General features: G+C 69.1%; 15 protein-coding genes and 1 pseudogene. 9 read left to right on the forward strand and 7 right to left on the reverse strand.

Translation table 11 applies throughout. The annotated features are described in order from the left end of the window. Positions 1-389 (reverse strand): GNAT family N-acetyltransferase (locus tag E1218_RS21595; protein ID WP_132322950.1); only part of this gene is annotated, 389 nt, incomplete at its 3' end. A 57-nt stretch (positions 390-446) separates the two neighbouring features. Here E1218_RS21595 and E1218_RS21600 point away from each other — a divergent pair. Continuing rightward, the gene (locus E1218_RS21600; RefSeq protein ID WP_132322952.1) at positions 447-1,025 is read left to right on the forward strand and encodes a mycothiol transferase; all 579 of its coding nucleotides are present in this window, start codon (positions 447-449) and stop codon (positions 1,023-1,025) included. 181 nt (positions 1,026-1,206) lie between these two features. Here the strand turns inward: E1218_RS21600 and E1218_RS21605 are convergent, their stop codons facing one another. Then, positions 1,207-3,102 carry a heparinase II/III domain-containing protein gene (locus tag E1218_RS21605; protein ID WP_132322954.1) on the reverse strand — a complete coding sequence of 632 codons (1,896 nt, stop codon included), beginning with the start codon at positions 3,100-3,102 and terminating at the stop codon, positions 1,207-1,209. 278 nt (positions 3,103-3,380) lie between these two features. Continuing rightward, a complete protein-coding gene (locus E1218_RS21610) occupies positions 3,381-4,187 on the reverse strand; it encodes an SGNH/GDSL hydrolase family protein (protein WP_233712369.1) in 807 nt (268 codons plus the stop codon). Positions 4,188-4,459: 272 nt separating this feature from the next. Here E1218_RS21610 and E1218_RS21615 point away from each other — a divergent pair, with 272 nt between their 5' ends. Both E1218_RS21615 and E1218_RS38235 read left to right on the forward strand, forming a co-directional pair. After that, positions 4,460-4,699, forward strand: a complete 240-nt coding sequence (locus E1218_RS21615; protein ID WP_132322956.1) for a hypothetical protein — start codon at positions 4,460-4,462, stop codon at positions 4,697-4,699. Between the two features lie 140 nt (positions 4,700-4,839). Further along, positions 4,840-4,986, forward strand: a pseudogene (locus E1218_RS38235) (HAD family hydrolase); the annotation flags it as partial. Between the two features lie 66 nt (positions 4,987-5,052). On the opposite strand, the gene E1218_RS21625 reads toward E1218_RS38235, so the two are convergent. Next, positions 5,053-5,427: a VOC family protein gene (locus E1218_RS21625; protein WP_132322958.1), complete on the reverse strand. Its 375-nt coding sequence runs from the start codon at positions 5,425-5,427 to the stop codon at positions 5,053-5,055. Positions 5,428-5,572: 145 nt separating this feature from the next. On the opposite strand from E1218_RS21625, the gene E1218_RS21630 reads away from it, so the two are divergent. Genes E1218_RS21630 through E1218_RS21640 form a run of 3 tightly spaced genes read left to right on the forward strand, consistent with a single transcriptional unit; the run spans position 5,573 to position 7,492 of the window. Next, positions 5,573-5,986, forward strand: a complete 414-nt coding sequence (locus E1218_RS21630) for a VOC family protein (RefSeq protein WP_132322960.1) — start codon at positions 5,573-5,575, stop codon at positions 5,984-5,986. 34 nt (positions 5,987-6,020) lie between these two features. Then, the gene (locus E1218_RS21635) at positions 6,021-6,926 is read left to right on the forward strand and encodes an alpha/beta fold hydrolase (RefSeq protein ID WP_165949366.1); all 906 of its coding nucleotides are present in this window, start codon (positions 6,021-6,023) and stop codon (positions 6,924-6,926) included. A gap of 41 nt (positions 6,927-6,967) precedes the next feature. Next, positions 6,968-7,492, forward strand: a complete 525-nt coding sequence (locus E1218_RS21640; RefSeq protein WP_132322964.1) for a DinB family protein — start codon at positions 6,968-6,970, stop codon at positions 7,490-7,492. 30 nt (positions 7,493-7,522) lie between these two features. Here E1218_RS21640 and E1218_RS21645 read toward each other — a convergent pair whose 3' ends face one another. Further along, positions 7,523-8,491 carry a 2-hydroxyacid dehydrogenase gene (locus tag E1218_RS21645; RefSeq protein WP_132322966.1) on the reverse strand — a complete coding sequence of 323 codons (969 nt, stop codon included), beginning with the start codon at positions 8,489-8,491 and terminating at the stop codon, positions 7,523-7,525. 153 nt (positions 8,492-8,644) lie between these two features. Between E1218_RS21645 and E1218_RS21650 the strand changes: the two genes are divergently transcribed. Both E1218_RS21650 and E1218_RS21655 read left to right on the forward strand, forming a co-directional pair. Next, complete coding sequence (locus tag E1218_RS21650; RefSeq protein WP_132322968.1) at positions 8,645-9,076, forward strand: VOC family protein; 432 nt, start codon at positions 8,645-8,647, stop codon at positions 9,074-9,076. A gap of 10 nt (positions 9,077-9,086) precedes the next feature. Continuing rightward, the gene (locus E1218_RS21655) at positions 9,087-9,596 is read left to right on the forward strand and encodes an AAA family ATPase (RefSeq protein ID WP_132322970.1); all 510 of its coding nucleotides are present in this window, start codon (positions 9,087-9,089) and stop codon (positions 9,594-9,596) included. Here the strand turns inward: E1218_RS21655 and E1218_RS21660 are convergent. Then, positions 9,579-10,874, reverse strand: a complete 1,296-nt coding sequence (locus E1218_RS21660; RefSeq protein WP_132322972.1) for a Gfo/Idh/MocA family protein — start codon at positions 10,872-10,874, stop codon at positions 9,579-9,581. The genes E1218_RS21655 and E1218_RS21660 overlap by 18 nt on opposite strands. Before the next feature lie 96 nt (positions 10,875-10,970). Between E1218_RS21660 and E1218_RS21665 the strand changes: the two genes are divergently transcribed. After that, positions 10,971-11,936 (forward strand): LacI family DNA-binding transcriptional regulator, encoded by a 966-nt coding sequence (locus E1218_RS21665; protein ID WP_132322974.1) that lies wholly within the window; start codon positions 10,971-10,973, stop codon positions 11,934-11,936. Between the two features lie 16 nt (positions 11,937-11,952). On the opposite strand, the gene E1218_RS21670 is transcribed toward E1218_RS21665, so the two are convergent. After that, positions 11,953-12,441, reverse strand: a complete 489-nt coding sequence (locus E1218_RS21670) for an Lrp/AsnC family transcriptional regulator (RefSeq protein ID WP_132322976.1) — start codon at positions 12,439-12,441, stop codon at positions 11,953-11,955. Positions 12,442-12,495 lie beyond the last annotated feature (54 nt).

Genomic DNA, 12,495 nt, shown 5'->3' on the forward strand with positions numbered 1-12,495 from the left:
CAGGTGGTGGGGGAGTTGAGAGTCCAGGCGAGTTGGGTGGTGAGGGTGAGGAAGGCGCCGCCGAAGCCCTTGGACTGGTGTTCGGGTAGGAGGCCGAAGACGACGATGCCTACGTCGCCCGTGGGTTCCACGGAGAGTTCGGTGAAGCCGGCCGGCAGGTTGTCGATGACGGCCAGGTGGGTGTGGATGCCTGGCAGGGATAGTTCCGCGGTCCACTCGGCGGTGGTCCAGGCGGTCCGGCCGCTGGGGCCCAGGGGTGCCCAGATCTGGTGGTAGAGCGTGCGGATGAGGGGTGCTGCGTCCGCGGTGACTTCTTCGAGGGTGAGTGGGCTGGGCGGTGGACTGCCCGGGATGAGCTGGGCGGGGGACGTCATCTCGAGGCGGATCATGATTGTTGACAATAGATCCGGAAGGAGAACGTCCGGAACCGGAGTTAGCGTGTCGTCATGGCTGAAATTCCCTGGGAACCTCCGATTGCGGGCACCGACGTAGAGCACCTGGTGGGAGCGCTCGAGCGGTTGCGGACGACGTTCCGGTGGAAGGTCGATGGGCTCGATGCGGCCGGGCTGAGTACTCGGATCGCGACGTCGTCGTTGACGCTCGGCGGGTTGCTGAAGCATCTGGCGGCGAACGAGGACTACCTGTTCACCGTGAGATTCCGCGGTGAGCCCATGGGTGGGCCGTGGGAGACGAATGGCTGGACGGATGACAACGACTGGGAGCTCAAGTCCGCGGTGGAGAACTCGCCGGAGGAGCTCTATGCATTGTGGGACGGGGCTGTTGTCCGCTCGCGCGAGGCGTTGGCGGCGGCGATTGCTGATGGCGGGCTCGATCAGCCGGCGCATATCACCTGGCCGGATGGGCGGCATGCGAGTCTGCGTCGGCTGGTGTGCGACTTGATCGAGGAGTACGGGCGTCACACCGGCCACGCCGACCTGCTCCGTGAAGCCGTCGACGGCCGGGTGGGCGAGGACCCGCCGGAAGGTTGGCGGCCGGTGGGTCCTCGCACCCACGTGGCGGGCTGAGTCGGACGCTGCCCGCGCGGCGATGTGAACCCGGGGCTGTGCGGGTGCCGCGGGGCGTCTGGGCGGTGCCGTGGGTGTCGAGGTGCCTGCGGTGGAGTGCGCCCGGGTGCCTGGGCGTGGTGTGGACGCGGAGGTGCCTGCGTCGGCCGGTGAGGCCGAGGAGCCGGCGGTGGCGGGTCGACTATTTCACGCGTTGCAGGGTGCCGTCGGGGGACACCGCGATCGTCGTGCGGACTTTGTCGACAATCAGATTGACGATCGTCCGATCGCCTTGCTGTGTGGTCGTGTAGCTGACCACGGCGTTCGCGCGGGTGGGGATGATCAGCGAGAGGATCGACGCCGACCGGCCGGAGCGGGTGAACTTCACGACCGGGGACGGCTTGCGGGTGTCGATGGTCTCGTAGTGCCAGCCCTGGATGGGGTCGGTCTCGCCGGTCGCGACCTGGATAGGTGTCGTGTCCTGCCGGAACGGGACCTGCAGCAGCGTGGTCTTCACCCGGTCACCGGGCGCCTGGGCGATCGCGGTGTCGCCGGCGACGCGAACCTTCTGGTCCGACGGCAGGTGCCACAGCGTCTGGTACTCCTCGTCCGAGTCCGACGTCCCGCGGTCCAGCACCACCATCAGGTCCGGGTCCTTCAACACCAGCACGCTGCGCTCCCGGTCGATGCCCCTGCCGAGTGAGTCGCTCAGCTCGTAGAACTCCGAGGTCGCGCCGATCGACGACCGCGTCAGTTCGGTCTCCGGGTGCGCGGACTTCGCGGATCGCACCGTCATCTGGTTGTGGGCGAACGGGCCCTTCGCCCAGGTCCGCCAGTCGTCCCGCTTGTAACCGGGGTGACCGCCGTCGATCAGGATGTCGCGACCACGGGAGGTGTAGGTCACCGCAGTGTGGTCCTCGTGTCCGTGCAGCTTCCGCGCCGGCCCGAAGCGGATGCTGTACGCCGACTCCTGCGTGAACTGCCGGGTCTCACCCCATCCGGTTCGCCCGAAGATGTAGCCGGCGTGGAAGATCCCGACCCGCTGGGTCGGCCGGATCCCCCGCCGGCCGAGGGAGCCGGCGTACTCCAGGACGGTGTTCTCGACCGGCCCGGTCTTCACCACCTCGGAGTCGCCGATCTGGTGCAGGTTGCCGAGCGAGTCGGTCGCGAGCGCGAGCCACTTGGCGAGCTCACGCCGGCGCGCGTTGATCGTCGTACCGGGGTCGACACCACACCTGTGCAGCACGTCGGCCGCACGGCCCCAGAGCGAGTAGTTGAACTGCGCGTACGCCGTCGACTGTTCGTTGGTCGAGCCCTGGGTGTCGATCGACGTCTTGATCGCCTTCGTCAACCGGTCCGCGGCGATCGTCTTCAGGTCGGCCCGGCCCAAGGTGCAGCCAATGCCGAACAGGGCGAGGCTCTCGTCGGTGCCGTGGTTCCAGTCGCCGCTGTAGTTCTTCTGCAGGAACCACGCGTGCTCCTGCAGTGCCTTGTCCAGCCAGATGTACGACAGCGGCAGCTTCACCACCTTCAGCCCGGAGAAGACCGCCTGCCGCAGGCAGATCAGCACGTTCGTGCGGTGCATCGTCGACTCGTGGGCGCCGATGTTCTTCTTCCACGAGTACGGGTGGTCGCGGACCCAGTCGTGCGCGATCGCGCTGACCCGGGCCAGGGCGCGCTCGTCGCCCTGCGCCCCCGCCGCGATGCCCTTCCCCAGCCAGCGCAGCGAGTGGAACCACATGTACCAGCTCGGATTCTTGTACGGGTTCAGGTCCCAGTCGACGTCACCCTTGCCGTTGCCGACCTGGAACGGCGCCGACGGTCCCCAGGCGAACGTGTCGCGGTAGAGACTGGCGACCGGGTTCGTCCGGTCGATCCCGCTGTACCCCGGGCAGGTGTAGACGTTCCGCTTCGGCGCCGGCGTGACGGGCGCCGCGGGCGGTTCGGGAGTCCGTGTCGTCGTCGGATTCGGTGCCGCCTCGGGGGTCGAGTGGTCGCGGGGGATCACCACAGACGTCACCACGACCACCGTGCTCAGCAGCACGGCGAAGCTGAGCCGCAGGGTCGTGCCGGCCGTTCGACGGTGGTGCGCGGGCATGGTCCCGTTCCTCACTGCAGCCCCCCACGGGCATGCATTGTTCTGGCCTAGACCTGAATTCGAGCCGGAATACCCCCTGGATCAGGTCTGCTGGTTTTCGTCGCGATGCCCGAGGGGCGGTGCTCAGGCGCTGTCTACACAACGTCGGAAGTCTGGAAAGAGGTTGCATCCGGCATCGAGGTTCGGGTGCTGTCCTCTGTCCGGGTAGATGCCCCGGCCCGCGGGAAAAGTTGCCCGGACCCCGTACTCCGGTTCGCCCGTGCCCGTCCGGGCAGACTTCAGTGGGCCAGAATCGCCCGCAGGATCAGCTCGTTGCGCGCGTTCCTGCCGAGCGGCGACGTGTGGATGCCGTCGCGCAGGTGCGCGGCCGGCCCGTCCGGCTGCGACGCGAGGTACGCGGCCCAGCGGATGATCCGCAGGTTCGGATGGCGTACGGCGGCGTGCTCGAGCTGGAGGTTGATCCACGCGCTGTTCGACTCGTCGGCGGCACGGATGTCGGCCGGCACGCGGACGCGGCTGACGTGCACGTTCACCCACAAGACCGTGCGCGACGGCCCGGCGATGTGCATCGCTCGCTCGACCTGCGCGGCGAACGCGGGCGGGTCGAAGATGTCGTTCGAGCCCACCGCCATCACGATGCGGCTCGGCAGGCCGAACCGGCGTTCCCAGTCGGCCAGGGCGTCGACGGCGGCGGAGGTGGGCTGTCCCGACCAGTCGTGCACGGCGACGGAGTCGCCGGTCCGGTTCCGGATCAGCGTCTCCAGGGCCTTCCCGTCCTGGACAGCGAGGCTGTCGCCGAACAGGAAGATGCCGTTGAAGACCAACGCGTCCTGGATCTCCTGCTCGGACGAGATCCGCCGGAGCAGGTTCTGCCACGAACCGAGCGTCCCTGAGCCGTAGGCGCCCCGATCGATCGTCCGGGCGCCCGTGCTGGGGATGGTGCTGCTGATCGACGTGGACGCGGTCCTGCTGGGCTCGAGCAGGGCGAGCAAACCCCCTGTGACGGCAAGGATGCCGAGCGTCACGATGATGGCGACGAGCGGGCCGACGACGAGCTCACGGATTCCGCGTCGGCGTTGCAGCATCCCCACATCCCCCAGCTTCACGTCCTGTCCCACTACTTACCTGAACGCGATGGGCCGTTCGATCTGTTGCATCAGAAGGGCCCGCCGAACGGCGGGCCCTTCGGGCGTCCGGAGAGATTCAAGCAAGCCGGACAGTGATCCGCCACCGGTGGTTCCGGCGGACGTCCTCACGCCGGCCACGTTCAGGTCGACGACGAACGCCGTACCCGGCCAGCGGGTGGTGTAGGTGACGCCTCCGGTGGCCCGGTATCGGCAGCCAAGTTGCTCGCGTGGTGGACGCCGAGGAGTTACGAGAACTCGAACGACAGCGGCTGGTGTGGTCGGTGGAGGGGAGGGTCGCCGAGGCGCACGCGGTGCACGCGGACGACTTCGTCATCGTCACGCCGTCGGCCATCGAGATCTCCGTCGGTGGCCGCGATTTCCCCGAGCTCAGGGCGTGGCATCTCGACTGCTACCGGTGCACGGCCACCGGCTGGCAACTCCGCTGGTCACAAGCGACAGCCATCACATGAGCGTTCCTCGGACGGTGCGCGCGGACACGGCGGCCGGTTGTCGTTGTCAGCAACAACGCGGCGGCCGCGATCGACGTGTTCCTCGAGCGGCACGAGCTCACGGACCTGGTCGCGGGGGTTCTCGGGCGTCCGTACGCGTGATGAAACCGGATCCGTTCCTGGCGACCCAGGCCCGCACGATCCTCGGCCGGGACAACTGCTGCATGATCGGCGACGCACCCACCGACGTCGAGTTCAGCCGCCGCGCCGGGCTGCCGTGTATCGCGTACGCGAAGTCGGCGCGGCACGAGGCCGCTGACGGCCGCCGGACCGGATGCCGTCGTGCGCGAGTTGGCGATGCTCGCCGACTGGATCTAAGCGCTATCGCGCTCGGACTTGCTGCGCTCGATGCAGAACTCGTTCTGCTCGGGGTCGTGCAGGGTGACCCAGCCGCGGCCGTCGGGCTGCCGGTGATCCTCGTGGACGGTGGCGCCGAGGGACAGCAGGTGGTCGACCTCCTCGTCGCGGGTGCGGTCTGGGACCCAGTCGATGTGGACGCGGTTCTTGACCGTCTTGGTCTCGGGAACGGCGATGAAGAGCAGGCCGGGCAGGGGCTCGGGTGCGACCACGAGCACCTCGTCGTCGCCGGGTGCGTCGCCGTCGGCGATCGGCCAGCCGGTGACGGTGCTCCAGAACTGCGCGAGCTCGTACGGGTTGCCGGCGTCGATGGTGATGTGTCGCAGGATCATGACGCGACCCTAGCCGCGCACCCGGCCACCGGGTGAACGACCGGTGACCGCGCGGGGCCGGGATCCGTCGGGCCTCGCGAACTGTCGGCGGCCGGGTCTACTGTGCGGGCAACAGTCGTTTCCGTAGAGGGGGAAGGGCAGACAGATGGCATCTCGACTCAATCCGTACATCCAGTTCGACGGCAACGCGCGGGAGGCGATGGAGTTCTACCAGAGCGTCTTCGGCGGCGACCTGGCCAGCAACACGTTCGCCGAGTTCGGCGCGAGCAGCGGTCCGGACGACGAGAACAAGCTGATGCACAGCCAGCTCGAGACGCCGGCCGGCTTCACACTGATGGCCTCGGACACCCCGCAGGGCATGCCGTACAACCCGGGTCAGAACATCGCCGTCAGCCTGAGCGGCGACGACGAGGACCTGCGCGGGTACTACGAGAAGCTCGCCGACGGCGGTGAGGTGACGATGCCGCTGGACAAGCAGCTGTGGGGCGACGAGTTCGGCATGGTCACCGACAGGTTCGGCATCAACTGGATGGTCAACATCGGCCAGGGCCAGAGCTGAGCCAGAACAGAGCACTGACCTGACCACAGGGTTGTTGCGCCTGCCGGACGGGCGGCTGACGCAGTACTGGCACGGCGGTGCGGCCGGCGGAAGGCCCGTGTTCTTCCTGCACGGCTGTCCGGACACTCGGCACGCGGCGTACGCCGGCGACGCGGCCGCCCGGCGTGCCGGCGTCCGGCTGGTGGCGGTGAACCGGCCGGGCTACGGGCTGTCGGACGCCTGCCCGTCGACGCACCTGACCGTGGCGGACGACGTCGCGGCGGTGGCCGACCTGTTGCAGATCGAGCGCTACGCCGTGCTCGGCATGTCGATCGGTGGACCGTACGCCCTGGCCTGCGCGGCCACCCGTCCGGAGCGGGTGACCGCGGTCGGGATCGTGGCGGGTCCGGCGATCGTCCCGGAGCTGGATCCGCCGTACCACCGTGACGACCTGGGCTCCGAGCAGCAGGCGTTCTTCGCCCGGCTGGCCGGGCTTACGCCGGTCGAAGCGGTCGCCCTGATGCGCCCCGACTTCGAGTCGTACGTCGATCAGCTCAACCCGGCCGATCCGGACGACACGGCCCTGGCGCAGCGCTTCCTCGCCGAGCTGGATCCGGCGGACGCCGAGCTCACCACGAAGTCCGGCCCAACGATCGACGGCCGAGTCCTCGGCTCGGACAGCGCGATCGCGGCCGCCGTCCGTGAGGCGCTCGCGAACCCGGACGGCTACCTCCGCGACGCCGCGATCTCCTTCCGCAGCTGGGATTTCCGTCCGGAGCGGATCGCTTGCCCGGTGTACCTCTGGTACGGCGCCCTGGACGTGAACGCGTCGGTCCGCAACGGCCGGTGGCTCGCCGACCGGGTCCCGCACGCGACCCTCGTGATCCGCGAGCGGACCACGCACCTCGCCGTACTGCACGAGCACTGGGGCGACATCCTCACCACCCTGACGTCCCGATAAGTGAGTACGACTCCGCCGCCTCCGGGGCTACCGTGAAAAGCATGGGACTCAACGACGTGCTGTACGACCCGATCCGGCACAACATCTGGGCGACCAAGAGCTTGATCAAGTTCTGCCGCGACCAGCACCTCAGCGCCGAGCAGCTCGAGGTCACCGGCGTCGGCACGTACGGCGGGATCCTCGCCACCCTCGACCACATCGTCCGGTGCGAGGGCAGCTACGTCCGCCGGGTGGCGGACAGCGAGCTCGCCTTCGTGGACAGTGACGAGACCGCCGACTTCGACAGCCTCGAGCGCTGGAACGACGAGGCGGGCGCGCTCTGGGAGGAGGTGCTGGCCAAGCCGATCGACGTCGAACGGGTGGTGGTCATCGACGACAACACCCGCGGTACCCGGCTCGGGATCTTCATCGCCCAGGCGATCAACCACGCCAACCACCACCGCGAGCAGGTCTGCGCGATCCTCACCGGGCTCGGCATCCAGCCCCCGGACATCCAGGCATGGGAGTACGCCTGGACCCACAGCCGGATCTGGGACCTGCCCGAGTCCGAGCGTCCGGCCACCTGATCGCTCCCGCGCGGCCGGCGGGAGCCGAGGTCAGTCCCGGGGTTTCACCAGGTCGGCCGACTCGGGGACCGGCGTGACCGGGAGCCCGTACGAGAACCAGCTGAGCAGGTTCTCGACCACCAGGTTGCCCATGGCGTTGCGGGTCGGGATCGTGGCCGAGCCGACGTGCGGGAGGAGTACGGCGTTCGGGACGTCGAGGAGACCCGGGTGGACGTTGGGCTCGTCCTCGAAGACGTCCAGCCCGGCAGCCAGGATCGTGCCGTCGCGGAGCGCGTCGGCCAGGGCGGGCTCGTCGACCACGGTGCCGCGGGCGACGTTGATCAGGATGCCGTCCGGTCCGAGTGCCTCCAGCACCTCGGCGTCGATCAGGCGCCTGGTGTCGCCGCCGCCGGGGACGACGATCATCAGGATGTCGACGCCGCGGGCCATCTCGAGCAGGGAGGGGTAGTAGTGGTACTCGACGTCCTTGCGGTGCCGGTTGTGGTACCCGACCGAGACCCCGAACGGCGCGACCCGGTCGGCGATCGCCTGACCGATCCGGCCGAGTCCGAGGATGCCCATCCGGCGGCCGTGCAATGTTGCCTTGGTCAACGGATATGGTCCGTCCCGCCACTTGCCGGCCCGGAGGTACCGCTCGGCCTGCGGGAGCTCGCGGACCGTCATCAGCAGCAGGCCGAGGGCGGTGTCGGCCACCTCGTCGTCCAGGACGCCGGGAGTGTTGGTCACCACGACCCCGCGCTCGGCGGCGGCCGCCGCGTCGATCTGGTCATAGCCGACGCCGAAGCCGGCCACGATCCGGACCGCGGGCAACTTGTCCAGGAACGCGCCGTCGATCCGGGTCCCACCGGTCGCGACGGCGACGATGTCGTCCCGGCGCTCGGCGAGGACGGCATCCGGGTCGGCCGCCTCCCAGAGGCGGATCAGCTCGACCTTCCCGTCCAGCCCCTCCGCGACCACGGGGTTCATCCGGCCCGGCATCAGCACCACTGGCAGTCCCATCGCTCTCCTCACCCACGTCACTGGTCCGCTCGAATCCTATTTCCTCGTGCCGATAGGGCCGGGTCGCGTGTCCGGGGATGGACGGCGCCGGACCTCGGCGAAATCTCGGGGAGTAGCGGTCAGAACCTGGCCGCTACTTCGTTCCCTGGAGACATGACCGAGAACAGCAGCAACAAGACCGCCACTCTGCACGCGTACTTCGGCTACCGGGACGCGGTCGGCGCCCTGCGGTGGCTGGAGAAGGCCTTCGGGTTCGAGACGACGATGGAGGTGCCGGACGACAGGGGCGGCATCATGCACGCCGAGATGCGGTACGGCGGTGTGGCGTTCACGCTCTTCACCGACGAGGAGGGCTACGACAAGCCGATCCGCAAGGGCGAGACCGTCGGGCACGGCAGCTACATCGCCTTCGACACCCAGGAGGAGGTCGACGGGGTCCATCGGTCCGCGGTCGCGGCCGGCGCCGAGTCCGTGTGGGAGCCCGCCGGCACCGCCTGGGGCAACTACCGCTGCCGGGTCGCCGATCCCGAGGGCTACGAGTGGACCTTCGGCACCCACCGTCCGGGTCAACCCGCTTCCTGGTAGACATCTCCGAGTGGATCCGCGACTGGTCGTCATCCGGGGCAACTCGGGATCCGGCAAGAGTTCGATCGTGGCGGCGATCCGGCAGGCGCACGGCCGGGGGATCGCCTGGATCGAGCAGGACTACATCCGCCGGATCATCTTCAAGGAACTGGACGAGCCGGACGGCGCCAACATCCAGGCGATCCGGCACCTGGCCGAGCACGCCCTCGACCGCGGCTACCACGCCGTGGTCGAGGGCATCATGCCGACGGTCCGGTACGGCGACATGCTCGCCGAACTGCGGGCCGGTCACGCCGGACCGTCGTACTTCTACTACCTGGACGTCCCGTTCGCGGAGACCGTCCGGCGGCACGCGACCCGGTCGAAGGCGTCGGAGTTCAGTGATTCGGACATGGCCGACTGGTACCGGCCGCGGGACCTCCTCGACGAGCCGCGCGAGACAGTCATCGACGAGCACAGCTCTTTGGAGACGACCGTCGCGCGCATCCTCGCCGAGACCGGACTAGGCCCACCCGCCTAGCTGCAGGTCGGCGATCACGACCGGCAGGCCGGACGCCAGCGACTCGTTGGCCGCGACGCCGACCGCGACGGCCCGGACGCCGTCGTGGACGTCGGCGGCGCGGCCGAGCGGGTCGTTCCCCGGTCCCTTGAACAAGTCGGCGTACAGCAGCCGGTCGCCGCCGCCGTGGCCGCCGACGCCGCGGGGGATCTCGACCTCGACCGCCTCGGCCCAGTGCTTCTGCAGAACGAGCCGCTCGCCGTCGCTGCGGACGTCACCGGCGACGACCCGCTCGGTCGGGTAGCTCGGGTCGATCTGGTCGTCGACGACCGCGGCGCGCTCGACCACCTCGAGCTCGGCACGACCTTCGGTGCCGTTGACGCAGACCCGGTAGCCCTCCCACGGCGAGTGCGCGTTCAGCGAGTAGCTCAGCCGGGCGCCGTTCGCGTACTCCGCGATCACCGCCATGTTGTCCTCGATCGTGATGCCCGGCCCGAACACGTCCTGGTCGCGGCGGTAGCCGTCGTACTGCTCGCTGTCCAGGTACAGTTCGCGGTTGGTGTCGTCGGTGCGCAGGTCGAGCAGCCAGGGGTCGTTCGCGGAGCCGTCGACCGTGCCGCGCTCAGGTCGTTGCCCAAGGCCGCGCGCTGCGGCGTTCTCCGCGCCGTAGAAGGCCAGACGGCCGGAGGCGAACACGCGCACCGGGGTGGAGGCGATCCACCAGTTCACCAGGTCGAAGTGGTGCGAGGCTTTGTGCACCAGCAGGCCGCCGGAGAACCGCTTCTCCCGGTGCCAGCGGCGGAAGTAGTCCGCGCCGTGCCGGGTGTCGAGCGCCCACTGGAACTCGACACTGGTGACCGCGCCGATCTCGCCGTCGGCGATCAGTCGACGCAGGGCGCTGTTGCGCGGCGAGTAGCGGTAGTTGAAGGTGACGACCACCGACTTGCCGGAGTCGTTCATCGCGTCGACGATCTGGCGGGTGCCGTCGGCGTCGATGGTGAGCGGTTTCTCGACGATGACGTCCGCGCCGGCTCGCAGGATCCGCGAGACGACATGCGCGTGGGTGTGGTCCGGGCTGGTCACGACGACCCGGTCGACGGACTGCTCCTTGATCATCCGCTCCAGGTCGTCGGCGCCGTACTGCGGCAGTTCCGGGCCGCCGAGTGCCTTCACCTGCCGGTCGTGGAACGCGAGCCGGCCCGGGTTCGGGTCGAGCAACGCGACCAGTTCGGCCTCCTCCGGGTGCTCCTGGAAGATCGCGCGGACATAGGCCTGCGCTCGCGAACCGGTTCCTGCCATTGCATAGCGTCTGGGCACGACGGGACCTTTCTACTCGTGTAGCTCCGCACGCTAGCAATCGCTTTCCAACGGGGTCAACGCCCGTATCATCGGCACATGACCAAGGCCCCGGTGACCCGCAACGACGTCGCGGAGTACGCCGGGGTCAGCACGGCCGTGGTCAGTTACGTGGTGAACGAGGGCCCGCGCCGGGTCTCACCGGAGACGCGCGAGCGGGTGCTCGAGGCGATCCGCGTCCTCGGCTACCGCCCGAACGCGACCGCCCGCGCGCTGCGGATGGGCACCACCCGAACCTTCGGCCTGATCACCCCCGACGGCGGGAACCCACTCTTCGCCGAGCTCGCCAAAGCGATCGACAAGGAGGCCTCGGCCCGCGGGTACGTCGTCCTGCAGACCAGCGCCGACGGTGACCCGGAGACCGAGCACGCCAAGATCGCGGAACTGCTCACCCGCCAGGTCAGCGGTCTCCTCCTGGTCGCGCCGACCGCGGATCCGGATCTGAGCGAGGTCGACGTCCCGGTGATCGCGATCAACCGGGTGCTGGCGAAGGCGCCGTCGGTCCGGCCGCAGTACCGCGAAGGCGCGCGCCGGGGGGTGGAGCATCTGATCGGGCACGGTCACCGGCGGATCGGTCTGGTGATCGGTGGGAGCGCCCGGGCGGAACGTGAGCTGGGATGGCGGGACGCCCTCCGGACGGCCGGGTTGCCGGACGGCCCGATCGCCCGTACGACGTTCAGCCGGGCCGGCGGTTACGCGGCCGGCCGTGAGTTGCTGTCGGCCACACGTCCGCCGACCGCGATCTTCGCGAGCTCCGATTTGCAAGCCGTCGGTGTCCTACGGGCCCTCCACGAGGCGGGCCTCACGGTGCCGGACGACGTGGCCATCGTCTCCTTCGACGGCACGGCAGAAGCCGAATACACCTGGCCGCCCCTCACCGTGGTCCGCCAGCCCCTGGAACGCATGGCAGCCGACGCGGTCACCCAACTGATCGACGGCGACTCACCACCCGGAGCAGTCACCTACCCCACGGATCTGATCCCACGAACCTCCTGCGGCTGCTAGCCCGCGCCCGGGAGACCTACAGCGTGCCGAGGTCTTCGAAGATCAGGGCTGTGCGGGTGGCGAGGACCTCGGGAATGGCTTGGAGTTTCTCGAGGACCACGCGGCGGAGGCCTTCGTTGTCGGCGGCGCGGACCAGGAGGATGGCGTCGAAGTCCCCGCCGACCAGGGCCATGTGTTTGACCTCGGGGATCGCCTGAAGTTGTTCGCGCAGGGTTCGCCAGGAGCTCTGCCGGAGACTGAGAGTGACGTACGCCGACGTCGCCAGGCCCAGTTTGAGCGGGTCGACGGTGGCGGTGAAGCCGGTGATCACGCCGGTCGCGGTGAGCCGCTCGACCCGGGCGTAGGCGTTCGCGCGGGAGATGTGCACCTGGTCGGCGAGGGCCCGGATCGACAGCCGTCCGTCCCGGCCGAGCGCCTCGACGATCTGCCGGTCGACCTCGTCGAGCGCCGGCGCCACGACCATCTGTCCAGGTCCTGGCGGCCCGATCATCACGTCGTCGGACATTGTGCTCCTCAGCTCGCGGGCCCGTTGACCAAACGTCTCGCGATTTTTCCAGGT

Origin of the sequence: Kribbella turkmenica, assembly GCF_004348725.1 — a bacterium.
Taxonomy (GTDB): Bacteria; Actinomycetota; Actinomycetes; order Propionibacteriales; family Kribbellaceae; genus Kribbella; species Kribbella turkmenica.

Bases quoted from the DNA above. Each gene is read 5' to 3' on its own strand.
- E1218_RS21605 (WP_132322954.1), bottom strand. From the start codon at position 3,102: ATGCCCGCGCACCACCGTCGAACGGCCGGCACGACCCTGCGGCTCAGC.
- E1218_RS21670 (WP_132322976.1), bottom strand. From the start codon at position 12,441: ATGTCCGACGACGTGATGATCGGGCCGCCAGGACCTGGACAGATGGTC.
- E1218_RS21650 (WP_132322968.1), top strand. From the start codon at position 8,645: ATGACCGAGAACAGCAGCAACAAGACCGCCACTCTGCACGCGTACTTC.
- E1218_RS21645 (WP_132322966.1), bottom strand. From the start codon at position 8,491: ATGGGACTGCCAGTGGTGCTGATGCCGGGCCGGATGAACCCCGTGGTC.
- E1218_RS21640 (WP_132322964.1), top strand. From the start codon at position 6,968: ATGGGACTCAACGACGTGCTGTACGACCCGATCCGGCACAACATCTGG.
- E1218_RS21630 (WP_132322960.1), top strand. From the start codon at position 5,573: ATGGCATCTCGACTCAATCCGTACATCCAGTTCGACGGCAACGCGCGG.
- E1218_RS21625 (WP_132322958.1), bottom strand. From the start codon at position 5,427: ATGATCCTGCGACACATCACCATCGACGCCGGCAACCCGTACGAGCTC.
- E1218_RS21610 (WP_233712369.1), bottom strand. From the start codon at position 4,187: ATGCTGCAACGCCGACGCGGAATCCGTGAGCTCGTCGTCGGCCCGCTC.
- E1218_RS21600 (WP_132322952.1), top strand. From the start codon at position 447: ATGGCTGAAATTCCCTGGGAACCTCCGATTGCGGGCACCGACGTAGAG.
- E1218_RS21665 (WP_132322974.1), top strand. From the start codon at position 10,971: ATGACCAAGGCCCCGGTGACCCGCAACGACGTCGCGGAGTACGCCGGG.
- E1218_RS21660 (WP_132322972.1), bottom strand. From the start codon at position 10,874: ATGGCAGGAACCGGTTCGCGAGCGCAGGCCTATGTCCGCGCGATCTTC.